This is a genomic window from Actinopolymorpha cephalotaxi, assembly GCF_013408535.1.
GTDB classification, from domain to species: Bacteria; Actinomycetota; Actinomycetes; order Propionibacteriales; family Actinopolymorphaceae; genus Actinopolymorpha; species Actinopolymorpha cephalotaxi.
On record NZ_JACBZA010000001.1, the window covers coordinates 3,908,854 to 3,931,918 of the forward strand.

The following is a 23,065-nucleotide window of genomic DNA, read 5'->3' on the forward strand; positions in this document are numbered from 1 at the left end:
CGTGAACCTGTGATTCTGCCTGCTCCGGCCCGACGGCGGTAGCAGCCTCCCGCGTACGCCCTCAGTCGCGTCCGGCGTACGCCGGAGGGCACGCCCTACACTGGCCCGGTGACGACCACGGCAGCCTCCGCGAAGCCCCCGGCCACGACCAACGGGTCGGGCTCGGCGGGTGCCGCGATCCCGCCCGGCCAGGTCGCCGAGATCACCGCCTCCGACGCCAGCCTGCGCCGGTTCCTCGCCGGCCTGCCCGGCGTCGACCAGGTGGGCGCGGAGGCCCGCGCGGCCACCCTGGCCACCCGGTCGATCAAGACCACCGCGAAGGCCTGGGCCCTCGACCTCGCCGTCACCATGATCGACCTCACCACCCTGGAAGGCCAGGACACCCCGGGCAAGGTGCGCGCCCTGTGCGCCAAGGCCCGCCGGCCCGACCCGGCCGACCCGGAGTGCCCGGCGGTGGCCGCGATCTGCGTCTACCCCGACATGGTGCCGGTCGCCAAGGACGCGTTGACGGGCGGTTCGGTCAAGGTGGCGAGCGTGGCCACGGCGTTCCCGTCCGGGCGTTCCAGCCTCGAGGTCAAGCTGCGCGACACCGCCGACGCGGTGGCCGCCGGCGCCGACGAGGTGGACATGGTGATCGACCGCGGCGCGTTCCTCTCCGGCCGGTACGCCGAGGTGTTCGAGGAGATCGTCGCCGTCAGACAGGCCTGCGGATCCGCCCACCTCAAGGTGATCCTGGAGACCGGCGAGCTCGCGACGTACGACAACGTCCGGCGGGCGTCCTGGCTGGCCATGCTCGCCGGCGGCGACTTCATCAAGACCAGCACCGGAAAGGTCAGCCCGGCCGCCACCCTGCCGGTGACGCTGGTGATGCTGGAGGCGGTCCGCGACTTCCGGGCCGCGACCGGCCGTAAGGTCGGGGTGAAGCCGGCCGGCGGCATCCGCACCAGCAAGGACGCGATCCGCTACCTCGTGCTCGTCAACGAGACCGCCGGTGAGGACTGGCTCGACCCCGACTGGTTCCGGCTGGGCGCCTCCAGCCTGCTCAACGACCTGCTCATGCAGCGGTCGAAGCTGCGTACCGGCCACTACGCCGGACCCGACTACTTCACGCTGGACTAGCAGGAAGCAGGGAGAGCCGTTGTCCGCAGGCAAGTTCGAGTACGCCCCGGCGCCGGAGTCGCGGTCCGTCGTCGACCTCAGGTCGTCGTACGGCCTGTTCGTCGGCGGCGAGTTCGTGCCCACCGTCGACGGGCGGATGTTCAAGACTGTCAGCCCGGCGACGGAGGAGGTGCTGGCCGAGGTCACCGAGGCAGGGGTGGAGGACGTCGACCGCGCGGTCCGCGCCGCCCGTACCGCCTACGACTCGGTGTGGGGCCCGATGTCCGGCCGGGATCGCGGGAAGTTTTTGTTCCGGATCGCCCGGCTGATCCAGGAACGCGCCCGCGAGCTCGCCGTGCTGGAGTCGCTGGACAACGGCAAGCCCATCCGGGAGTCGCGCGACGTCGACATCCCGCAGGTGGCCGCGCACTTCTTCTACTACGCCGGCTGGGCCGACAAGCTGGAGCACGCCGGTTTCGGCGCCGATCCCCGGCCGGTCGGCGTCGCCGGTCAGATCATCCCGTGGAACTTCCCGCTGCTGATGCTGGCGTGGAAGATCGCCCCCGCGCTGGCCTGCGGCAACACCGTCGTCCTCAAGCCGGCCGAGACGACGCCGCTGACCGCGCTGCAGTTCGCCGAGATCTGCCAGCAGGCCGACCTGCCGCCGGGTGTGGTCAACATCGTCACCGGCGCGGGCGCGACCGGGCAGGCGATCGTGGAGCACGACGGCGTGGACAAGGTGGCGTTCACCGGCTCCACCGAGGTGGGCAAGGCGATCGCCCGCTCGGTCGCCGGCACCCCCAAGAAGGTCACCCTCGAGCTCGGCGGCAAGGCCGCCAACGTGGTGTTCGACGACGCGCCGCTCGACCAGGCCGTCGAGGGCATCGTCAACGGCATCTTCTTCAACCAGGGCCACGTCTGCTGCGCGGGCTCGCGGCTGCTGGTGCAGGAGAACGTCTACGACGAGGTGCTCGACCGGCTCAAGCGCCGGATGGCCACCCTGCGGGTCGGCGACCCGCTGGACAAGAACACCGACGTCGGCGCGATCAACTCCGCCGAGCAGCTGCGCCGGATCGCCACCCTCAGCGAGGTGGGCGAGGCCGAGGGCGCCGAACGCTGGTCGGCGCCGTGCGAGCTGCCCGACCGGGGCTTCTGGTTCGCGCCCACGATCTTCACCGGCGTCACCCAGGCCCACCGCATCGCCCGGGAGGAGATCTTCGGGCCGGTGCTGTCGATCCTCACCTTCCGCACCCCCGCCGAGGCGGTCGAGAAGGCCAACAACACCCCGTACGGCCTGTCCGCCGGGGTGTGGACGGAGAAGGGCTCGCGCATCCTGTGGATGGCCGACCGGCTGCGCGCCGGGGTGGTGTGGGCCAACACCTTCAACAAGTTCGACCCGACCTCGCCGTTCGGCGGCTACAAGGAGTCCGGCCACGGCCGCGAGGGCGGCCGGCACGGCCTGGCCGCCTACCTGAAGGGGGCGGCGGCATGAGCAGCACGCGACCGACCGAACGCCTCGCCGTTCGCAAGACCTACAAGCTGTACGTCGGCGGGGCCTTCCCGCGCAGCGAGTCCGGGCGGAGCTACGTCGTGCACGACGCCAAGGGACAGTTCCTCGCCAACGCCGCGCTCGCGTCCCGCAAGGACGCCCGCGACGCGGTGGTCGCCGCGCGGAAGGCGTTCGGCGGCTGGTCGGCGCGCACGGCGTACAACCGCGGCCAGATCCTTTACCGCGTGGCGGAGGTGATGGAGGGCCGCCGGGCACAGTTCGTGGACGAGGTGGCCGCCGGCGAGGGACTGCGCCGGGCCGAGGCCGAGGCCGCCGTGGACGAGAGCATCGACCGCTGGGTGTGGTACGCCGGGTGGGCGGACAAGGTGGGCCAGGTGCTCGGCTCCACCAACCCGGTCGCCGGCCCCTACTTCGACTTTTCCATGCCCGAGCCGACCGGCGTCGTCGCCGTGCTCGCTCCCCAGCAGTCCAGCCTGCTCGGACTGGTGAGCGTCCTCGCTCCGGTCATCACCACCGGCAACACCTGCGTGGTCCTCGCCAGCGCCGACCGCCCGCTGCCGGCGGTCACCCTGACCGAGGTGCTGGCCACCAGCGACCTGCCCGGCGGCGTGGTCAACCTCCTCACCGGCAAGGTGCCCGAGGTGGCGCCGTGGCTGGCCGCGCACTCGGACGTCAACGCCCTCGATCTCACCGGCACCGAGGATCGCGAGCTCGCCACCGAACTCGAACGCGCCGCCGCCGACAACCTCAAGCGCCTGGTCCGCGTAACCGACCACACCCAGGACTGGACCGCCGCGCCCGGCATCGACCGGATGACGGCGTTCCTGGAGACCAAGACCGTCTGGCACCCGATGGGGATCTGAGGAATGACCACAGAATTCGTTGCCGACCCGCTCGTGCCCCTCGAACTCACGCTCGGCATCGGCAAGCGCTACACGCTCTACCAGCCCGGCTGGTACACCGCCGACGACGGCTCCGCGGGGTTCCTCGGCGCCAACAAGCAGCTCTACGGCTTCACCAGCCTGGACGACCTGGTGGAGTTCGTCGACTCCGGCGCGGCCAACGACCTGACGCCGAGCAGCCACTTCAAGGGGCTGCGGATCTGGACCACCGAGGAATACAGCCGGCGGCTGTGCGTCTACGACCTGACCCGGCTGCCGGAGATCGCCGACGGCGAGCTCAGCGCCGACGAGCAGGCCGGGCTGGGATCGACGCTGGCGCTGATGCTCGACCTGCTCGACTACATGGACGTCGAGACCGAGGCCTCCCAGGCGCTGCACGACGACGAGGACATCTCCAAGCTGGCCTCCGGTGACGAGGTCCTCTCGGTGTTCCGGGCCGCGCACCACCGCCACCACGTCGTCGAGCTGCTGGACGCGAACTGGTCGGAGTGCGTCTCGGAGGTGTCCCGCCGGGTGACCACACCGAAGCTTCCCGAGGGTCCGGCCGGTCGTGGGGCGGCGGGGACCGGCGGGCCGGGCGCGACGCTGGCCGGCGCACGCGGTGCGGTGAACGGCACGGCCCCCTCCGACGGGCCGGTTCCGCTGGAGGACGCCGCACCGGCGCTGACGCTGTGGTTCGGGCTCGCCGACGAGGGCTTCTACGCGCTGCGCGGCACCGCGCTGACCGGCGGCCACCCCGACTACCTCGGTACGCCCTCACCCGACGGCGCCCGGCTGGCGGTGTGGACCGACGTCGACCGGATGCAGGCGGACGTCGCGCAGGGGTCGGCCGGTGAGGTGAGCGGCCTCGACCTCGTCACTGTCGCGGCCCGCGACGACGTGAGCTTCACCCCGCACGACGACAACATCTTCGACCTGGTCGAGCTCGCCGACTCGGTGAGCCCGCAGATGGACGCCGACGCCGCCGACCGGCTGGTCAGCGCGTGGTCGGAGGTGCTGCGGCTGGCCGCGTGGGGCGGCTGGGGCGACGTCACCGAACTCCTCGGGCCGACCTCCCCCGCCGGCGCGTTCATGGTGTCCTGCGCGCTCGACCTGGCCCAGGACCGGTCCGGCGCCGCGCAGGCGTTGGCCACCGTCGACACCGAGCCGGCCGCGGCCGGCTGGCGGGCTGTCGTACCCGTCCTGACCGCGCGTCTGGACCAGCGGTCCTGACGCCGCCCACCTGATGGAAGTGGAGCCCGTACCGACGTGCGATCGGTGCGGGCTTCGCGCACAATGGCCGGGCACGCGAACCGATCACCACCGGGAGGACGGCTCATGGGAGCACCGGAACGCCCACGTCAGGGTCGGATGATCGCCGGGGTCTGCGCGGCCCTGGCGCAGCGCTTCGGACTGTCCCGCGGAGTCGTGCGGGTGCTGTTCGTGCTGTCCTGCGCCCTTCCGGGGCCGCAGATCCTCGCCTACGTCGCGCTGTGGATCCTGCTCCCCAATGCCGACGCCTGATTCTTCCGCGGAAGAATCGGCCCCGCCCCATCTGAGCACCACTTCGCCGACAGACCGGGGTGCTCACCTGTCGGGCGGGCGGCGAGCAGTGAAGCGTGAAAGGTCCAGGTGGTCATGACCACCACGGAGCTTCACGCTTCCCCATCGGAACAGCTTGTCCTGGTGAAGTGTGGAGACGGACGGTGGTTCTGCCCACCGTTGGGCTTCACGCTTCTGCCACAGAGTCCGCGAGCCGGGTGACTCACCACTGGAGGCCGCGGCGGGCGAGTTCGACCTCCAGCTCGAGCCGCCTGGTGCTGCCCAGCGGCGCGGTCGCGGCTCCGGTCTCCACCCCGAGTGCGCCGCAGGCGAGCAGCAGCGTCTCGTCGTAGGCGAGTTCGGTGACGTGCAGGTGGAACGCCCGCGCGGAGACCCGGCGGTCGGCGTGCAGCCGGACGCTCTCCCCCGCCAGCCGGCGCAGGTCGGCGGCGAGGCGTTCGATCGGCGGCCCGGCCGGCAGCTGGCCCGAGTCCACCGTGTCCCACCAGCGCTCCAGCGGGTCCCGGCGGCCGTCCGCGCCCTTCCACCAGCGTTCGAGGGCCTCCCGCCAGCGGCGCAGCACGGGGCCCAGCGCTGACTGCCCTCGCTCGTCGGCCACGGCACGACCTCCTCGCAGGCCCGGCCCGTGCCTTGGGTGTGCCCCCACAGGATGCTCCAACCTTCCCGGGACGCACAGGTGGAGGCGAGGTCAGAAGGTCCCCTGGTGCATCTGGGCAAAGGCCCGCTCCGCGCCGAGCGCGGCGTACCCAGGCTTGATCACGTTGTTGATCAGGGCCAGTCGCTGGTCGAACGGCAGGAACGCGCTCTTCATGGCGTTGAGGGTGAACCACTGCAAATCCGCCAGCTCGTACCCGAACGCGTCGGCGAGTCCGGCGAACTCCCGCGACAGTGACGTACCGCTCATCAGCCGGTTGTCGGTGTTGATCGTGACGCGGAACCGCAACCGGGTCAGCAGCCCGGCCGGGTGCTCGGCCAGCGACGGCGCCGCACCGGTCTGCACGTTCGACGAGGGGCACATCTCCAGCGGGATGCGCTTGTCCCGGACGTACGCCGCGAGCCGGCCCAGCCGGACGTCGCCGTCCGCGGTGTGGGTGATGTCGTCGACGATGCGTACGCCGTGCCCCAGCCGGTCCGCACCGCACCACTGGATCGCCTGCCAGATCGACGGCAGCCCGAAACCCTCGCCGGCGTGGATGGTGAAGTGCGCGTTCTCCCGCTGGAGGTACTCGAACGCGTCCAGGTGCCGGGTGGGCGGGTAGCCGGCCTCGGCGCCAGCGATGTCGAAGCCGACGACGCCCTGGTCGCGGTAGCGGACCGCGAGTTCGGCGATCTCCATCGACCGGGCGGCGTGCCGCATCGCGGTGACGATCTGGCGTACGACGATGTGCCGGCCCGCCTGCGCCGCCCGCCGCTCCCCCTCGGCGAAGCCCGCCCCGACCGCGCGCACCACGGCGTCCAGGTCGAGGTCACCGGACAGGTGCAGCTCCGGCGCGTAGCGCACCTCGGCGTACACGATGCCGTCGGCGGCGAGGTCCTCCACGCACTCGGTGGCCACCCTGGTCAGCGACTCGGCGGTCTGCATCACGGCGACGGTGTGGGCGAAGGTCTCCAGGTAGCGCTCCAGCGAACCCGAGTCGGCCGACTCGCGGAACCACTCGCCGAGCCGCTCGGGCGCGGCCGGAAGCTGGTGGCCGATCTCCCGGGCGAGCTCGGCCACCGTCGCCGGACGCAGCCCTCCGTCCAGATGGTCGTGCAGCAGCACCTTCGGTGCGCGGACGATCTCCTCGGGAGTGATCTTCATCGTCGGATGGTCTCCTCGGGCGGCTCGGGTTGGTCGGTGCGACTCGGTGCGACTCGGGGCGACTCGGGTTGCTCGGCGCGACTCGGGTGGCCGTTCAGTCGATCCGGCCGAGGATCAGCTGGTGGCCGGTGCGGGCACCCCTCGGCGCGATCTCCACCGCACCCTCCAGGGCCTCCTGCGCCCGGGCGAACTTCGCCGGGTCGTCGGCGTGCAGGGTGAGCAGCGGCTGCCCGGCGCGGACCAGCGCACCCGGCTTGGCGTGCAGCACGACCCCGGCACCGGCCGAGACCGGGTCCTCCTTGCGGGACCGCCCGGCGCCGAGCCGCCACGCGGCCAGCCCGACCTGGTAGGCGTCCAGTCGTACGAGCACACCGTCCGCGGGCGCGGGTACGTCGAGGGTGTGCGCGGCCCACGGCAGGGCCGCGTCCGGGTCGCCGCCCTGCGCACGGATCATCGAACGCCACACGTCCATCGCCGTACCGTCCTTGAGGACGTCGCTCGGGTCGGGACCACCGGCCGCGCCGGCGGCGGTGAGCATCTCCCGGGCCAGCGCCACGGTGAGCTCCACCACGTCGCGCGGCCCGCCGCCGGCCAGCACCTCCACCGACTCGCGTACCTCCAGCGCGTTCCCGGCGGTCAGCCCGAGCGGGGTGGTCATGTCGGTGAGCAGCGCGACGGTCCGCACCCCGGCGGACCGGCCGAGCTCGACCATCGTGGCGGCCAGCTCGCGGGCGTCCTCGGCGTTTTTCATGAACGCGCCGGTGCCGACCTTCACGTCCAGGACGAGCGCGCCGGTGCCCTCGGCGATCTTCTTGCTCATGATCGAGCTGGCGATCAGCGGGATCGACTCGACGGTGCCGGTGACGTCGCGCAGGGCGTACAGCTTGCGGTCCGCGGGGGCCAGCGTGTCGGTGGGCGCACAGATCACCGCGCCGACGTCGCGCAGCTGGGCCACGATCTCGTCGTAGGACAACGACGCCCGCCAGCCCGGGATCGACTCCAGCTTGTCCAGGGTGCCGCCGGTGTGGCCGAGCCCGCGCCCGGACAGCTGGGGTACGGCGACCCCGCAGGCGGCGACCACGGCGGCCAGCGGCAGGGTGATCTTGTCGCCGACGCCGCCGGTGGAGTGCTTGTCGGCGGTCGGGCGGCCGACGCCGGCGAAGTCCAGCCGCTCGCCGGAGGAGATCATCGCCTGGGTCCAGCGGGCGATCTCGGCCGGCTCCATGCCACGCAGCAGGATCGCCATCAGCAACGCCGACATCTGCTCGTCGGCGACCACGCCGCGGGTGTAGGCGTCCACCACCCAGTCGATCTGCGCGTCCGCGAGCCGGTGGCCGTCCCGCTTGGCGCGGATGACGTCGACGGCGTCGAAGTGTTCGGTCACGGGCGGCTCTCGCTTTCGGCGGTTCCGCTCTCGGTTCCGCTCTGGTACTCGGTCAGGTGGTCCGGCCCGAACGCGTCGGGCAGGACCTCGGTCATCGGCAGCACACCGCGCGGGGTGTCCACCAGCAAGCGCGGGCCGCCGTGCTCCCACAGCAGCTGGCGGCACCGGCCACAGGGCATCAGCAGGGCACCCTGCCCGTCGCAGCAGGTGAAGGCGACCAGCCGGCCGCCGCCGGAGGCGTGCAGGGCGGACACCAGGCCGCACTCCGCGCACAACGTCATGCCGTACGACGCGTTCTCGACGTTGCAGCCGGCCACCACCCGGCCGTCGTCGACGAGCGCCGCGGCGCCGACCGGATAGTGGGAGTAGGGCACGTACGCCCCGGCCCTCACCTCCCGGGCCGCCGCCCGCAGCTCGGCCCAGTCCACCTGGTCGCCGCTCACGCCACCGCTCACGTCACCGTCCACGTTCGTACCCACGTCCTCGTGTCCCCCACTCATGCCCGGCGCCGGGCCTCCGGCACACCCGTCCGGCACACCCCGGCCCGGGACTGCTCCCGCCGGGCCTAGCCCTTCTCGTAGGGTTCGCCGTCCGCCTTCGGGGGCCGCACCCGGCCGACCGCACCGGCCACCGCGACCACCGTCGCGAGGTAGGGCGCCATCACCAGCAGTTCCCCCGGGATGGGTGTCTGCAGGATCTGCAGCTGACCCTGCAGCTGCTGGGTGAAGCCGAAGAACAACGCCGCCACCGTCGCGCCGAGGGGGTTCCAGCGGCCCATGATCAGCGCCGCCAGGGCGATGAACCCCTGGCCCGCGGTGAGGTCCTTGTCGAAGCTGCCGGTGAAGCCGATGGTGAAGAACGCACCACCGAGGCCGGCCACGATCCCGCCGGCCAGCACCGCCTGGTAGCGGACGCGGAGCACGTTGATGCCCACCGTGTCGGCGGCGCGCGGGTGCTCACCCACCGACCGGACCCGCAGTCCCCAGCGGGTCTTGAACAACACCACGGTGACGACCGCCACCGCGACGTACATCGCGTACACCAGCAGGGTCTGGGCGAAGAACGTCTGACCGATCACCGGGATCGCCGACAGCACGGGGATCGGGACGTTCGGCAGCACGCCGGGGTTGTTGTAGCGCTGGGAGTCCGACTTCACGAACTGGTCGAACAGGAAGCCGGTGATGCCGGAGGCGAACACCACCAGCACCACGCCCAGCACCACCTGGTTGACGCGGTAGCGGATGGCGAACACCGCGAGCATCGCCGCGATCAGCACCCCGGCGAGGATCGCCGCGAACGCGCCGGCCCAGAAGCTGCCGGTGGCCGAGGTCACCACCGCGGCGGCGAACGCCCCGGAGAGGAACTGCCCCTCGATCGCGACGTTGATGACGCCCGCGCGCTCGCACAGCACGCCGGCGAGCGCGCCGAGGATCAGCGGGGTGGCGAGGTTGAGCGTCCCCTGCAGCTGGTTGGTGAGCGGGAACGTCTTGCCCGCCGCCGCCCAGCACAGGAACGTCACCACCAGGGCGAGCGCGAAGCCCACCCACAACAGCCTGGCCCAGCGGCCGCGCACCCCGCGGAACAGCTGGGTCAGTGCCAGCACCAGCGCGTACGCCGCCAGCGCGAGTGCCACCGGCAGCGCGGGCAGGGAGATGTCGGGCAGCTGCGCGGCCGCGAACTGGTCGGACAGGCCGAACTTCGCGGTCTTCGGCGCGGTGAACACCGCGAGGAGTACGCCGAGCGCGGCGAGCACCAGCGCGAGGATGCCGGTCCGGATCCGCCGGCGGCGTTCCTCCGGGGACTCGATCGCGGCGTTCGCCTGCGGCCGGGTGAGGGTCGTGGTCATCGGGTCGGCTCCTCGTCCCTCACGCGTTCCAGCCCTTGGCGAGCACGGCTCCCGCGCCCTCGCCCCGGATCCGGAACACCGCGCGGACCAGTGCCGGCGCGGCGATGAACAACACGATCGTTGCCTGCAGCACGGTGGTCAGCGTGAGCGGTGTCTGGGTCTGCAGCTGCATCTGCAGGCCACCGGCGTTCAGCGCGCCGAACACCAGCCCGGCGACGACCGTGCCGACCGGCGACGCCCGGCCCAGCAGTGCGACGGTGATCGAGTCGAAACCGACGGTGCCGGCGATCCCGTCCGTCAGCGGTGCGTTGGTGCCGAGCACCTGCTGGACGCCGGCCAGGCCGGCCAGCGCGCCGGCACCGAGCATCGCCAGCGTGTACGCCGTACCGACGCTCATGCCGGCGGTCCGGGCGGCGTCAGCGTTGGCGCCCACCGCCCGCAGCTGGAAGCCCGTGGTCGACCGGGTGAGCAGCCACCACACCGCGCCGGCGGCCAGCAGCGCGACCAGGAAGCCCAGGTGCAGCCGGGTGCCCGGAATCGCCGGGAACTGCGCGGAGCCGTCCACCACCGGGCTGATCGGGTCGTTGCGGCCCGGGCGCTGGAAGGCGTTCGTGGTGAGCAGCCACTGCAGGAGGTAGAGGGCGACGTAGTTGAGCATGATCGTGAGGATCACCTCGTGCGCCCCGGTGCGGGCCTTCAGCACACCGACGATGCCGCCCCACAGCGCGCCGCCGAGCACGCCGGCGACGAGCGCGACGAGCACGTGCAGGCCGGGCGGGAGGTGCAGGGTGAAGCCGACCCAGGCGGCGCAGAGCGCGCCGATGATCAGCTGGCCCTGGGCGCCGATGTTGAACAGCCCGGCCCGGAACGCCAGCGAGACGCCGAGGCCGCCGCAGATCAACGGGGTCGCCTGCACCAGCGTCTCGGCGAGTTGCTTCCAGCCGCCGAACGCGCCGGAGAACAACGCGCCGTAGGCGTCCGCCACCGCCGACCACGACGCCGACAGCGCGTCGGGCGGGTAGGAGAAGAAGTACGTCCAGGTGGACAGGACCTCGGCGTTGCTGACGATGATCAGCACCGCGCCGACCGCCAGGGCGAGCACGACCGCGGCGGCGCTCACCACGAGCTCGCGCGCCCAGGCCGGACGGGTGGCGCTCACGAGGCGTCCTCCAGCGTTCCGAGTGCGGTCGGGTTGGCCTGCGCCAGCTGTGCGGCCTCCTCGACCGGGACGCCGGCCATCATGCAGCCCAGCTGGTCCCACGGCGTGTCGGGGCCGACGATGCCGACCAGCCTGCCGCGGTACATCACCGCGATCCGGTCCGCGAGCGCCACGATCTCCTCCAACTCCGTGGACACGATCACCACCGCCGTGCCCTGGTCGCGTTCGGCCACGATGCGGCGGTGGACGAACTCGATCGACCCCACGTCCAGGCCGCGGGTGGGCTGCGCGGCGATCAGCAGCTCCAGCGGGCGGGACAGCTCCCGGGCCAGGACGACCTTCTGCTGGTTGCCGCCGGACAGGGCGCTCACCGGCGTGTCCACCGACTGGGTGCGGACGTCGAACTCCTCGACCCGGTGGTCGGCGTTGTCGCGTACGGCGGCCTGGGACAGCGCGCCCCTGCGCGCGAACGGCGCGCCGCGGAAGAGGTCCAGGATGAGGTTCTCCGCCACCGAGAACGAGCCGACGAACCCGTCGTGGGAGCGGTCCTCGGGGATGTAACCGATCCCGGCGGCGAGGTGCCGGCGCGGTGACGTGCCGACCAGCTCCCGGCCGCCCAGGCGGACCGAGCCGGCGGCCACGTCGACCAGCCCGACCAGTGCCTGGACGAGCTCGGTCTGGCCGTTGCCCTGGACGCCGGCGATGCCGAGGATCTCCCCGCCGCGCACGTCGAACGACACGTCGTCGACGGCGACCAGGCCCTGGCCGTCCACGACGCTCAGGTCCTGCACCGTCAGCTTGGGCTCGGCGGGAGCGGCCGGCACCTTGTCAACCTGGAGTTGCACCGGGCGTCCGACCATCAGCTCGGCGAGCTCGGCCTCGGAGGCGTCCGGGTCGACCGTGCCGACCACGGCGCCGCGGCGGATCACCGTGATGGTGTCGGCGATCGCCCGCACCTCCTTGAGCTTGTGGGTGATGAAGACGACCGTGGTGCCGTTCTCCCGCAGGGCACGCATCACCTCGATCAGCTCGTCGATCTCCTGCGGGGTGAGCACCGCGGTGGGTTCGTCGAGGATCAGCACCCTGGCCTCGTTGGCCAGCGCCTTGAGGATCTCCACCCGCTGCTGGACTCCGACCGGCAGGTCCTCCACCCGGGCGTCGGGGTCCACCGCCAGGCCGTACCGCTCGGACAGGTCGCGCACCAGGGAGCGGGCCGCCCGCTGGTCGAGCAGGCCCAAACCCCGGGTGCGTTCGCGGCCCAGGACGACGTTCTCGGCGACGGTGAAGACGGGCACCAGCATGAAGTGCTGGTGGACCATCCCGATGCCGGCCGCGATCGCCTCACCCGGTGAGCCGAACGCCACCGGGGCGTCGTCCACGAGCACCTGGCCCTCGTCGGGACGCAGCAACCCGAAGAGCATGTTCATCAACGTGCTCTTCCCGGCGCCGTTCTCGCCGAGCAGACAGTGGATCCGCCCGGACTCGAACGTCAGGTCGATGTGGTCGTTGGCGACGAGGGACCCGAACCGTTTGGTGAGCCCGCGGAGTTCGAGCTTCATGCACTGCTCCAGCCTGAAGATGCGCATCCGTGCGGCGGGAGGGCCGGTGCGGTGCACCGGCCCTCCCCCACGGCTGACAGGAGTCGCGCCGCGGTCACTTCGACTGCGGCTGCGCCTTCGACTTGATCGTGATCTTGCCGTCGATGATGTCCTGCTTCAGCTGCGTGACCTCGTCCTTGAGCTCGGACGGGATCTTGCTGTCCCACTGGTGGTACGGCGACAGGCCGGTGCCGTCGTTCTTCAGCGTCCCGACGTAGGCGGTGCTGTCGAACTTGTCGTCGGCGGCGGTCGTCACGACATCCTTCACCGCGACGTCCATGCCCTTGTAGACACTGGTGAGCAGCACGTCGCAGTACTCCGCGGCGCTCTTGCAGCCGTCGGTGTCCACCCAGATCGCGTTCACCTTGCCACCGGAGGCCTTCGCGGCCTGCAGGCCACCCAGACCGGCGGGGCCGGCGACCGGGAAGATGATGTCGGCACCCTGGCTGATCAGGTTGCTGGCGGTGTTCTTGCCCTGCGCCTTGTTCTCGAAGTCGTTGGTGAACAGGCCCTTCTGGGACTGCTCGCTCCAGCCGAGAACCTGGACGTTCTTCTTCTTGACCTTGTTGTAGTACTGCACGCCCTCCCAGTAACCGTCCATGAAGATCGTGACGGTCGGGATGGGCAGGCCGCCGAACGTGCCGACCTTGCCGGTCTTCGTCATGCCGGCGGCGAGGTAGCCCGCGAGGAAGCTGGACTGGGCGGTGTCGAAGAGCAGCGACTTGACGTTCTTCGGCACCTCCTTCAGGCCGGTCTTCTTCAGGTCGGTGGCGGCGATGTCGTAGTCGACGATGCCCCACTTGATGTTCGGGTTGGCCGCGGCCGACTTCGCCGTCTGGTCACCGAGCTTGAAGCCCACGGTCACGATCGCGTTGCACTTCGCGTCGACCATGCCGCCGACGTTCTTGGAGTAGTCGCTGTCGGACTTCGACTCGGCGGTCGAGGTCTTGATGTTCAGTTCCTTCGCGGCGTCCGTGAAGCCCTGGTAGGACGTCTGGTTGAACGACTTGTCGTCGAAACCGCCGGAGTCGGAAACCATGCAGGCGCGGAAGTCCTTCGCCGCCGTGTTGGACTTCGAGCCGTTCCCGCCCGAACCCGAGTTGCTCTCGGTCGGCTTGCTTCCACAGCCGGTGACCACCAGGGCCACCGCGCCAAGGACCGCGAGGCCCTTCAGGTACTTCGTCACTACGCCTCCTCAGCGTGCCCGATCGGGTGGGGTACCCGCGCACGCGAACGGGCGTCGACGAAGGACGCCGCGCGATGCGCATGGGTGACTATAAGGCGCGCCGACAGAAGGTGAAGAACCGCGGCTTCGGATCCCGACCATGTGATCCTCCCGTGACCTTGGCCGAAGGCCGCAGCATCTTCCGCCCCATGGGCGATACGGGCGAATCCGTCTCGTCCGGCACAGCTCGTCCGGGTCGGCGCGTTTGCCGGAGTTCATTCGCCGGTTATGAGGCTGTTACACCGGTCGTGAACCGCCAACCGGGCCGCGGGTTCTGTGAGTTGAGGCGTCGATCGCCGGCTCGGTCGCCGGCTCAGTCGTCGTCGTTGGCCAGCAGCGCTGCGCCGACGAGAGTGCGTACGCCGACCGAGATGGCGTGCTCGTCGATGTCGAACGTTCCCTGGTGGATGTCGAACGGCCGGGTGCTGCCGGTCGGCCGAACTCCCAGGCGGGCAAGGGCTCCCCGGGTCCTGGTGAGGTACCACGCGAAGTCCTCACCGCCCAGGCTCTGCTCGGTCGTGCCCACGGCGTCGCGGCCCATCGTCGCCTCCACCGCCCGCTGGAGAAGGCCGATCGCGAACGGGTCGTTGACCACAGGTGGTACGCCGCGGTGCACCTCGGCCTGCACGCTCACGCCGTAGGGCGCCACGATCTGGTGCGCGAGCACCGGAACGAGTTCGGCGGCGGACTCCCAGACGCTGACGTCCAGGCAGCGCAGGGTGCCCTCGGCCTCGCCCTCCATGGGGATCGCGTTCGCCGCGGCGCCGGCCTGGATGCGTCCCCAGACCAGGGTCAGCCCACCGCGCGGGTCGACCCGCCGGCTCAGCGCCAGCGGAAGCTGGCTCACCAACGTGGACAGGGCGTGTACGAGATCGGCGGACAGGTGGGGCCGGGCGGTGTGCCCGCCGGGGCCGGTCAGGCGTACGTGCACCCGGTCGGCGGCGGAGGTGATCGGCCCGGCCCGCAGGCCGACGGTGCCCACCTCCAGCCGCGGGTCGCAGTGCACGGCGAAGATCTGCTCCACCCCGGCCAGGGCGCCGTCGGTGGCGAGCACGTCCAGCGCGCCGCCGGGGATGATCTCCTCCGCGGGCTGGAAGACCAGGCGCACGCGGTTGCCGAGCAGCCCGGCCGTGGCGAGTTCGCCGAGCACCAGCCCGGCGCCGAGAACGATCGCGGTGTGTGCGTCGTGGCCGCAGGCGTGGCACACGCCCGGACGGCTGGAACGATAGGGAACGGTCTTCTCGTCCACCACCCGCAACGCGTCCAGGTCGGCGCGCAAGGCGGCCTTGACCGGCCCGAGGCCGGGGCCGCCGACGTCGCACAGCAGCCCGGTGCCCACGGGCAGGCGGACAGGAGCGAAGCCGGCCGTTTCCAGGCGGTCGCTGACCACCCGGGTGGTCCGGAACTCTTCCCGGCCGGGTTCGGGATGGGTGTGAAGATCACGTCGGAAGGCGATCAGCTCGTCGGTGTAGGTCTTGGCGAGCCGGTCCACCTCGGCAACGACAGCTGAGTCGAGGGGCACCTTGCGATTGTCCACCCCGCCCGATTTGTCCCGCACGCCCACCCTGCTTTCACCGTAGGGTTCCCGGCTCCTCACCCTCAGTCTCGCCCCGCCGCCGCCCGGGCGGGCAGCGAAAACCCAACTGGCGACGGGGGTTTCGCGGCCTCAGATCGCGTCGGCCGGGGTGTAGACGCCCCACACCTCCCGCAGCGCGTCACACACCTCGCCGACGGTCGCCCGGGCGGCCAGCGCCCGCTTCATCGGGTAGAGCACGTTGTCCGGCCCCTCGGCCGCCGACCGAAGCTCCGCAAGGCGGGCTTGCACCTCGGCGGCGTCGCGGTTCGCGCGCAGGGCGGCCAGCCGGTCGCGCTGGCCCTCCTCGATGGCGGGATCGACCCGCAGCGGCTCGTAGCGCTCGTCGTCGGGAACGACGAACTTGTTGACGCCCACCACGACGCGTTCGCCGCCGTCGATGTCGCGGGTGATCTGGTACGCCGCCTGCTCGATCTCGGCTTTCTGGTAACCCTTCTCGATCGCGGCCACCGCGCCACCGAGGTCCTCGACCGTCTCCATCAGCGACCGCGCGGCCTGCTCCACCTCGTCGGTCATCGCCTCAACGGCGTAGGAGCCGGCGAACGGGTCGACGGTCGCGGTCACGTCGGTCTCGTACGCCAGCACCTGCTGGGTGCGCAACGCGAGTCGGGCGGCCTTCTCACTGGGCAGCGCGATCGCCTCGTCGTAGGCGTTGGTGTGCAGCGACTGCGTACCCCCCAGCACCGCCGCGAGGCCCTGCACGGCGACCCTGACCAGGTTGACCTCCGGCTGCTGCGCGGTCAGCTGCACTCCCGCGGTCTGGGTGTGGAACCGCAGCATCTGCGACTTCGGGTTGCGCGCGCCGAACCGGTCGCGCATCACCTGCGCCCAGATCCTGCGGGCGGCGCGGAACTTCGCCACCTCCTCCAGCAGGGTGGTGCGGGCGACGAAGAAGAACGACAGCCGCGGCGCGAACTCGTCCACGTCCAGGCCCGCGTCGATCGCGGCCTGGACGTACTCGATCCCGTCCGCCAGCGTGAACGCGATCTCCTGCGCGGGCGTGGCACCCGCCTCGGCCATGTGGTAGCCGGAGATGGAGATCGTGTTGAACCGCGCAAGCTCGGCTTGACAGTAGGCGAAGATGTCCGACACCAACCGCAGCGAGGCCTTGGGCGGATAGATGTAGGTGCCGCGGGCGATGTACTCCTTCAGCACGTCGTTCTGGATGGTCCCGCTCAGCCGTCCGGGGTCGACTCCGTGTTCCTCGCCGACGAGTTGGTAGAGCAGCAGGAGCACCGCGGCCGGCGCGTTGATCGTCATCGACGTGGACACCTGGTCCAGCGGGATGCCGTCGAAGAGCAGCCGCATGTCCTCGATGGAGTCGATCGCCACCCCGACCTTGCCGACCTCGCCGTGCGCGATCGGCGCGTCGGAGTCGTACCCCATCTGGGTGGGCAGGTCGAAGGCCACCGACAGGCCGGCGGTGCCCGCCTCGATCAGCTGGTGGTAACGGCGGTTGGACTCCGCCGCGGTGCCGAAGCCGGCGTACTGCCGCATCGTCCACGGGCGGCCGGTGTACATCGTCGGGTAGACACCCCGGGTGTACGGATAGGAGCCCGGCTCGCCCAACCGGCTCGCGGGCGTCCACCCGGCGAGGTCGTCGGGTCCGTAGACGGGCTTGATCGGCAGGCCGGACTCCCCCACCCGCGCCGGGCGCGAGGGGGAAGCTTTCGACGCAGCGGGATCTGTCATGGGTTCTCGCCTCCGCGACGAGGATATCCACGAGCGGGGTCCTCCCATGCCGACGCGTCGCGGTGGAGCACCTCGACGTGCTCGCGCAGGTCGGTGGGCAGCCAGGCCATGGCGTCGGCGGCGTAGTAGAACCCCTGCCGGCCTTCCGCCGGGCGCGCACGGGTGAGGACGGCCAGGGCACGTGCCTCGCTCGCGTGCAGCCAGACCTCGGTCCCGTCGGTGGTGGCGTAGTCGGCACCCGCCTGGGCGTAGCGGATCGCGTCCTGCGGGCGGCCGATCCAGTACGACACCACCGACTGCAGCCCACGTGCCCAGGCCCGCAGGCCGTTGTGGTCGGCGAGGTCGGCGCACACGAACGCGGCGTACGCGTGCGCCATCGCGTTCGGCGCGTCCACCCGGTCGTGGGCGAGCTTGGCCAGCATCCCGGACACCAGGGCGGCGGCGAAGTGCAGCCGGCGTACGTGCGCGGGATGCTGCGGACCCTCCAGCAGGGTGAACAGCAGGTCCTGGGTGGTGGCGAGAGTGCCCAGGAGCCGCGGCAGCGGCCGCTGTTGGTAGGCGTAGGTGAGCTGGCGCACCTCGGCGTAGACCTGCCCCAGGCTCTCCTCGCCGAGGGAGGTGCGGGCGACCAGCAGCCCGAACCCGCGCGCCCGCCGGGCGGACCGCTCCAGGATGTCCAGGTCGCCGGGGTCCTGCGCGAAGGCGTCGGCGCGGCCGGGCCCGGCGCCGAGCCCTGTCGCCGGTTCGGCCGTCCCGGTCGCCGTCCCGGTCGTCGGCCAGGCTGCCGCGGTGGGCCCGGTCCCGAGCGCCGGGCCGGTCGTGGCGTACGGCGCGACCAGCTCCGCGGCGGACCGGCCGAACATCGCCTGCAGCACCCGCCGGGTGACCGGCGTCATGCCGGTGCGCTGACCGGACGCGAGCCGGCGCAGGTGACGCGCGGACATGCTCGCCCCGCGTTCACCGGTCTGCCGGGCCAGCGTCTCGAACGCCCCGGCCACCTCGTCGTAGGTCTGGTCCCGCTGGCGGATCAGGTGTTCCAGCATGGTGCGAGGGGCGGTGTCTCGTCTCCCCGTCATCCACTCCTCCTGGTGGGCAGGCACCCTCGGTCGGAACGCTCGCCCCCGAACGCTTCCCGAAGTTGTACCGGCAGGCACCGACCTACGGCCACGCCGAGCGCGCGGATCCCGAACGAGGTCCGGCACAGGTCCACCAGGTGCCATCCGGGTCCGGCACAGGTCCGCCACAGGTCCGGCGTAGGACCTCGCCTGGTCACGCCCTCCCACCGAATGCTTGAGCAGCGCCCCACCCGCGATCACAAGGAGGCAAGCAGCCCATGACAACAGAGGCCCCGCCGTCGGACGACCGGCAACGCGAGGAGCTGATCGAGTCCGCGCGGATCGCCCTCAGGTCCGCCGGCTACCGCGCTCATCCCCGCGTCGGCATGGCCGGCAGGCAGTACGGCATCGAGATTCCCTACCCCTCGCTGCCGGAGATCTCGGTCGTCCTGCGCTGTGACCGCTGGGACGGCCGGTGGGTCTTCCGCCGGACCGGATGCCGTCCGGTCGCCGACGCCGACGACCTGGAGAACCTCATCGCCTGGGTGAAGGAGCTCGTCGAACCGCCGTTCGGCATCCAGCAGTGAGCCCGGCACCTGTGAGCCCGGCGGCAGCGTGTCCGGCAGGCGCGGGCCTGCCCGTCCAGGTTGGCTGGTCATACTGGGCTGGTGCGTATCACCAGGAAGATCTCCGCCCTGCTGCTCGGCGTGGCGGGCTGGAACGTCGTCACCTACGCCACGTTCATCCGCAACCTGGCCAAGACCGAGGGGCGCCCGACGGGCTACTACGTCGCCCACACGGTGCTGATCGTCGTCAACCTCGCGATAGCGGTCGTCCTGGGCCGGATCGGCTGGCAGGCTCTCAAAGCGGAGAAGGCGGAGCGGGCCGGCGAGGCGGGGCCCGGTCAGGGCCGCGACGAGGTGTCCGCCGGCCGCTGAGCCCCGACCGGTCGAACTCCAACCGGTCGAACTCCAACCGGCCGAGCTCCGACCGGTTGATTTCAGGTCGGCACGTCGGTGGTGTTGCCGCCGGACACCACCACGACCACGGTCTGCCCGGCCGCCGGCGTGAAGACGCCGGACGTCAGGGCCGCCAGCGCCGTCGCCCCACCGGGCTCGGCGAGGACCCTGCAGCGTTCCCAGAGGAAGGCCCGGGCGGCGGCGATCGCCTCGTCGGACACCAGCAGCGGCGAGGTGTGGGTGCGCGCGGCGACGGCATACCCGTGCCGGCCGACCATCCCGGCTCCCATGCTGTCCGCGGCCACGCCGCCGACCTCGACCGGCACCGGTCCCCCGGCCGCCACCGCAGCCGACAGCGACGGGCAGCGCTCCGGCTCCACCGGCACCACCACCGCCCGGCCGGCCAGCGCCAGCGCGGTTCCGGCGTACAACCCTCCGCCGCCGCAGGACACCAGCACGGTGGACACGTCCGGCACCTGCTCGGCGGCCTCCAGGCCGAGCGTGCCCTGACCCGCCGCCACCTCCGGTGCGTCGTACGCGTGCACCCGCACCACCGAACGCCCGGCCGACCACCGCTCGGCGGCGGCGAACGCCTCGGGGTAGTAGCCGTCGACGACGACCACCTCCGCGCCGTACGACCTGACACGTTCGGCCTTCACCGGCGGCGACGTGGCCGGGACGAAGATCCGCGCGGGTGCACCCACCCGGGCGGCCGCCCAGGCGACCGCGGCGCCGTGGTTCCCGCCGGAGGCCGCCACCACACCGTCGTCGGCGTGCGGACGGACGAGGAGGGTGTTGAGTGCGCCACGGGCCTTGAACGAACCGGTGTGCTGAAGCAACTCCAGCTTGACAAGGACCCGGGCGCGCACGCCGAGCTGGGCGCCGCCGATCTCCAGCACGGGAGTACGCCGGACCTGTCCGCGCAACCGCTCCGCGGCGGCGGTGAGTTCGCGTTCGCCCGGCAGCCGGAAGGCGTCGGCTCCGCGCCCGTCGTCCGCCACGCCGTTCACCGTGTCGTCGTCCACGTCGTCGTCCACGTCGTCGTCCGTGCCGTTCACCGTGTCGTCGTTCGGGTTCGCTCGCTCCGCTGACATCCCCACCGGTGAACGCTCCCTTCCCCAGCGTCAGGTACTACCCTGTCCGAACCATGCCCCCAGCCGATCATCCCAGCCCCCGTGAACGGGCCGGCCTGACCGTGGGACCAGTGCGCCCAGAGCGCCGGGTGCGTGCCATCGGCCGGGCCGGTTCGGCCGCCCGGATCGCCCGCCTGGTCTGCGTCCTCGTTCTCGGTGTGGCGACCACCCTCGGCCTGACCGTCGTCCCCGCTGGTGCGGCCGGCAACGCGCCCGGCAGCGCGCCCGGGGCCAAGCCGACGCCCACGGAGCCACCGCCCGTGCCGGGCCCCACCGCGACGCCCGTTCCCACCACCAACCCGTTCACCGGGCCGGTCGGCGGCGCAGCACTCGGGCACCGTGGCGTGGTGGTGGACCGCAACACCACGCCCGCGCCACCGAAGGTCGACGTCGCGTCCTACGTCGTGGCCGACCTCGACACCGGTCAGGTCCTCGCGTCCAAGAACGCCCATCTCCGCCTTCCCCCGGCGAGCACCCTCAAGACCCTCACCGCGGTCACTCTGCTGCCCCGGCTGGACAAGCGCGCCCGCTACACCGCGGTGCCCGCCGACACCCGGGTCGAGGGCAGCCGGGTCGGGATCGAGAACGGCCGCGCGTACACCATCGACCAGTTGTTCTACGGCATGTTCCTGCCGTCCGGCAACGACGCCGCCAGTGCGCTGGGCAACGCCGCCGGGGGCACCCGCACAGCTGTCGAGATGATGAACACCGAGGCCCGCCGGCTCGGTGCGTTCGACACCCACGCGGTCAACACCAGCGGGCTGGACGCACCCGGCCAGGTGTCGTCCGCGTACGACCTGGCGCTGGTCGCGCGCGCGGGCATGGCCCGCGCCGACTTCCGCCGCTACGTCACGACCCTGCGCTACAACTTCCCGGGCAAGGGCAGGAAGAGCTTCCAGATCCAGAACCTCAACAAGCTCCTCGGCCACTATCCCGGCGCGATCGGGGTGAAGAACGGCTACACCACCCAGGCGCACAGCACGCTGGTCGGCGCGGCGGAGCAGGACGGCCGCCGGCTGGTGGTGGTGATCATGCGCTCCAAGGCGCCGTACTGGACCCGCGCTGCCACCCTGCTGGACTGGGGCTTCACCGCCGGCGCCAAGGCGAAGCCCGTCGGCAACCTGGTCAGCAGCGACGACGTGGCCCGGGCCGCGGCCGCCCGAGCACCCGGTGCGGCGACCCCGAAGCCCGGTGCCACCCGGCCGGCCGGCCCGGCGGCCAGTCCCAGCACGAGGCCCACCCTCGCCCCCGGCGCGGGCGGGCCGGACGACCCGGGCGTGACCATCGCCACGGCGGAGTCCGCGTGGCCGCGGCTGCCGGTCTGGCTGTGGCTGATGCTGCTGGTGTTCCTCGGGCTCGCGGGCCTGCGCGTCTTCAGCTACGTACGCTCCCGGCGCTGAGGTTCGGCCTCGCGGCGCCGCCGCCGGCTGGCCAGCCAGCCGACCGTGAGGCCGCCCGCGAACGCACCGAACGCCGCCGACAGCCCGCGGCGGATTCGCCGGGCCCGTCCCCCTGCCGGGGCGAGCCCCGCGCCCCCATCGGCACCGTCACCCGGCCGCTCACCCTGCGGGCGTACGCGCCGCACCCCTCCGGCCTTCTCCGGATGGGTCATCTTCTCCACCGGCACACCGGTGACCGCCCACGCGGCGCCGAGCACGGTCAGCCGGTCGAAGTAGTTGATCCACACCAGCAGCGCGACCAGGACCGCGAACGCGCCGTAGAGCGGGTTGCCGGTCACCGTGCCGAGCACCAGACCCGCGATCTGCTTGAGGACCTCGAACCCGAGGGCGGCCAGCAGCGCGCCGCGCCACAGCTTCGCAGCGGGTACGTCGTGCCGGGGCAGCAGCCGGTAGAGCGTGAAGAACAGCACCGAGCTCGCCGCCACGCCGACCGCCGCCGCCACCGCCCACAACAAGACGCCGACTCCGGGAACCCTGGTCAGGTGGGCGAGGGTGAAGATGAAGTCGGCGAACGCCGTGACGGCCGTGCTCACCCCGACCGAGACCAGCAGGACGGCGCCGGCCGCGACCAGCACGACCAGGTCGAACACCTTGTTGAGCACGAAGTTGCGGCCGTCCTCGGCGACGGCCGCGAACACCGCCTGCAGGGACGTGCGCAGCGCGGAGATCCAGTTCAGCCCGGAGTAGAGCAGCACCGCCAGGCCGATGATGCCCACCCCCGTCTTGTTGCGCGCGATGGCCTCGACGTCGAGCTGGTTCTTACCGGTGCCGATCATCCCGGGCAGCACCGACGACATCGCCGAGGTGACCGCGTCCCTCGCGCCGGGGACGTACTCCACCACGTAGCCGACCGCGGCGAACACCAGCGCGACCAGCGGAAAGAAGGACAGGAAGGCGAAGTACGTCGCCGACGCGGCGAGCTGGCTCCCGAGCACCTTGTTGTAGTGGGCCAGCGCCCGGGCCAGGTGGTCGACCAGCCTCGAGCGCACCCGCAGCCGGGCCACCTTGTAGTCCAGCCGTTGCCGCACCCGCGAAACGTTCATGCCGACGTCCCTTCCCCGTGCGGCCTGCCGGCACCGTGAGCGGGCTGACCGAAAGCTGCCCGCT

The 23,065-nt window shown here is 71.8% G+C and carries 21 protein-coding genes; 8 read left to right on the forward strand and 13 right to left on the reverse strand.

Annotated elements, in window-relative coordinates; translation table 11 throughout:
* Positions 1–108: 108 nt before the first annotated feature.
* The 5 genes from deoC to FHR37_RS17240 all read left to right on the forward strand — a co-directional run bounded on the left by deoC (position 109) and on the right by FHR37_RS17240 (position 5,013).
* A complete protein-coding gene (gene deoC, locus FHR37_RS17220) occupies positions 109–1,119 on the forward strand; it encodes a deoxyribose-phosphate aldolase (RefSeq protein WP_237768546.1) in 1,011 nt (336 codons plus the stop codon).
* A 19-nt stretch (positions 1,120–1,138) separates the two neighbouring features.
* Complete coding sequence (locus FHR37_RS17225) at positions 1,139–2,590, forward strand: aldehyde dehydrogenase family protein (protein ID WP_092880558.1); 1,452 nt, start codon at positions 1,139–1,141, stop codon at positions 2,588–2,590.
* The gene (locus tag FHR37_RS17230) at positions 2,587–3,471 is read left to right on the forward strand and encodes an aldehyde dehydrogenase family protein (protein ID WP_092880560.1); all 885 of its coding nucleotides are present in this window, start codon (positions 2,587–2,589) and stop codon (positions 3,469–3,471) included. Before FHR37_RS17225 ends, FHR37_RS17230 begins: the two co-directional genes overlap by 4 nt.
* Before the next feature lie 3 nt (positions 3,472–3,474).
* Positions 3,475–4,722 (forward strand): hypothetical protein, encoded by a 1,248-nt coding sequence (locus FHR37_RS17235; protein ID WP_092880562.1) that lies wholly within the window; start codon positions 3,475–3,477, stop codon positions 4,720–4,722.
* 105 nt (positions 4,723–4,827) lie between these two features.
* Positions 4,828–5,013: a PspC domain-containing protein gene (locus FHR37_RS17240; RefSeq protein ID WP_092880564.1), complete on the forward strand. Its 186-nt coding sequence runs from the start codon at positions 4,828–4,830 to the stop codon at positions 5,011–5,013.
* Positions 5,014–5,254: 241 nt separating this feature from the next.
* Here the strand turns inward: FHR37_RS17240 and FHR37_RS17245 are convergent, their stop codons facing one another.
* From FHR37_RS17245 to FHR37_RS17295, 11 genes are all read right to left on the reverse strand, one after another.
* Complete coding sequence (locus FHR37_RS17245) at positions 5,255–5,650, reverse strand: hypothetical protein (protein WP_092880566.1); 396 nt, start codon at positions 5,648–5,650, stop codon at positions 5,255–5,257.
* 90 nt (positions 5,651–5,740) lie between these two features.
* Positions 5,741–6,853, reverse strand: coding sequence for an adenosine deaminase (locus FHR37_RS17250; protein ID WP_092880568.1), 1,113 nt, complete (start codon positions 6,851–6,853; stop codon positions 5,741–5,743).
* Between the two features lie 94 nt (positions 6,854–6,947).
* Complete coding sequence (locus FHR37_RS17255; protein ID WP_092880570.1) at positions 6,948–8,237, reverse strand: thymidine phosphorylase; 1,290 nt, start codon at positions 8,235–8,237, stop codon at positions 6,948–6,950.
* Positions 8,234–8,737, reverse strand: coding sequence for a cytidine deaminase (locus FHR37_RS17260; protein ID WP_092880572.1), 504 nt, complete (start codon positions 8,735–8,737; stop codon positions 8,234–8,236). Before FHR37_RS17260 ends, FHR37_RS17255 begins: the two co-directional genes overlap by 4 nt.
* A gap of 65 nt (positions 8,738–8,802) precedes the next feature.
* Entirely contained in the window at positions 8,803–10,083 is a 1,281-nt protein-coding gene (locus FHR37_RS17265) for an ABC transporter permease (protein ID WP_092880574.1), read from the reverse strand.
* A gap of 19 nt (positions 10,084–10,102) precedes the next feature.
* Positions 10,103–11,242 carry an ABC transporter permease gene (locus tag FHR37_RS17270; RefSeq protein WP_092880576.1) on the reverse strand — a complete coding sequence of 380 codons (1,140 nt, stop codon included), beginning with the start codon at positions 11,240–11,242 and terminating at the stop codon, positions 10,103–10,105.
* Positions 11,239–12,801: an ABC transporter ATP-binding protein gene (locus tag FHR37_RS17275; protein ID WP_092880833.1), complete on the reverse strand. Its 1,563-nt coding sequence runs from the start codon at positions 12,799–12,801 to the stop codon at positions 11,239–11,241. The genes FHR37_RS17270 and FHR37_RS17275 overlap by 4 nt, the downstream gene beginning before the upstream one ends.
* Positions 12,802–12,895: 94 nt before the next feature.
* On the reverse strand, positions 12,896–14,026 hold the full coding sequence (locus tag FHR37_RS17280; protein WP_092880578.1) for a BMP family lipoprotein: 1,131 nt from the start codon (positions 14,024–14,026) through the stop codon (positions 12,896–12,898).
* A gap of 352 nt (positions 14,027–14,378) precedes the next feature.
* Positions 14,379–15,587, reverse strand: a complete 1,209-nt coding sequence (locus FHR37_RS17285) for an amidohydrolase (RefSeq protein WP_179771048.1) — start codon at positions 15,585–15,587, stop codon at positions 14,379–14,381.
* Positions 15,588–15,731: 144 nt separating this feature from the next.
* Complete coding sequence (locus FHR37_RS17290) at positions 15,732–17,351, reverse strand: acyl-CoA mutase large subunit family protein (protein ID WP_092880582.1); 1,620 nt, start codon at positions 17,349–17,351, stop codon at positions 15,732–15,734.
* Positions 17,348–18,427 carry an XRE family transcriptional regulator gene (locus FHR37_RS17295; RefSeq protein WP_139238793.1) on the reverse strand — a complete coding sequence of 360 codons (1,080 nt, stop codon included), beginning with the start codon at positions 18,425–18,427 and terminating at the stop codon, positions 17,348–17,350. The genes FHR37_RS17290 and FHR37_RS17295 overlap by 4 nt, the downstream gene beginning before the upstream one ends.
* Before the next feature lie 257 nt (positions 18,428–18,684).
* On the opposite strand from FHR37_RS17295, the gene FHR37_RS17300 reads away from it, so the two are divergent.
* Both FHR37_RS17300 and FHR37_RS17305 read left to right on the forward strand, forming a co-directional pair.
* On the forward strand, positions 18,685–18,993 hold the full coding sequence (locus tag FHR37_RS17300; protein WP_092880586.1) for a hypothetical protein: 309 nt from the start codon (positions 18,685–18,687) through the stop codon (positions 18,991–18,993).
* An 81-nt stretch (positions 18,994–19,074) separates the two neighbouring features.
* Positions 19,075–19,344, forward strand: coding sequence for an SCO4848 family membrane protein (locus FHR37_RS17305; RefSeq protein WP_092880588.1), 270 nt, complete (start codon positions 19,075–19,077; stop codon positions 19,342–19,344).
* A 62-nt stretch (positions 19,345–19,406) separates the two neighbouring features.
* Here the strand turns inward: FHR37_RS17305 and FHR37_RS17310 are convergent, their stop codons facing one another.
* Positions 19,407–20,459, reverse strand: a complete 1,053-nt coding sequence (locus tag FHR37_RS17310) for a serine/threonine dehydratase (RefSeq protein WP_092880590.1) — start codon at positions 20,457–20,459, stop codon at positions 19,407–19,409.
* A gap of 110 nt (positions 20,460–20,569) precedes the next feature.
* Between FHR37_RS17310 and FHR37_RS17315 the strand changes: the two genes are divergently transcribed.
* Positions 20,570–21,898, forward strand: a complete 1,329-nt coding sequence (locus FHR37_RS17315; RefSeq protein ID WP_175542312.1) for a D-alanyl-D-alanine carboxypeptidase family protein — start codon at positions 20,570–20,572, stop codon at positions 21,896–21,898.
* On the opposite strand, the gene FHR37_RS17320 is transcribed toward FHR37_RS17315, so the two are convergent.
* Positions 21,877–23,001: a YihY/virulence factor BrkB family protein gene (locus tag FHR37_RS17320; RefSeq protein WP_092880594.1), complete on the reverse strand. Its 1,125-nt coding sequence runs from the start codon at positions 22,999–23,001 to the stop codon at positions 21,877–21,879. The genes FHR37_RS17315 and FHR37_RS17320 overlap by 22 nt on opposite strands.
* Positions 23,002–23,065 lie beyond the last annotated feature (64 nt).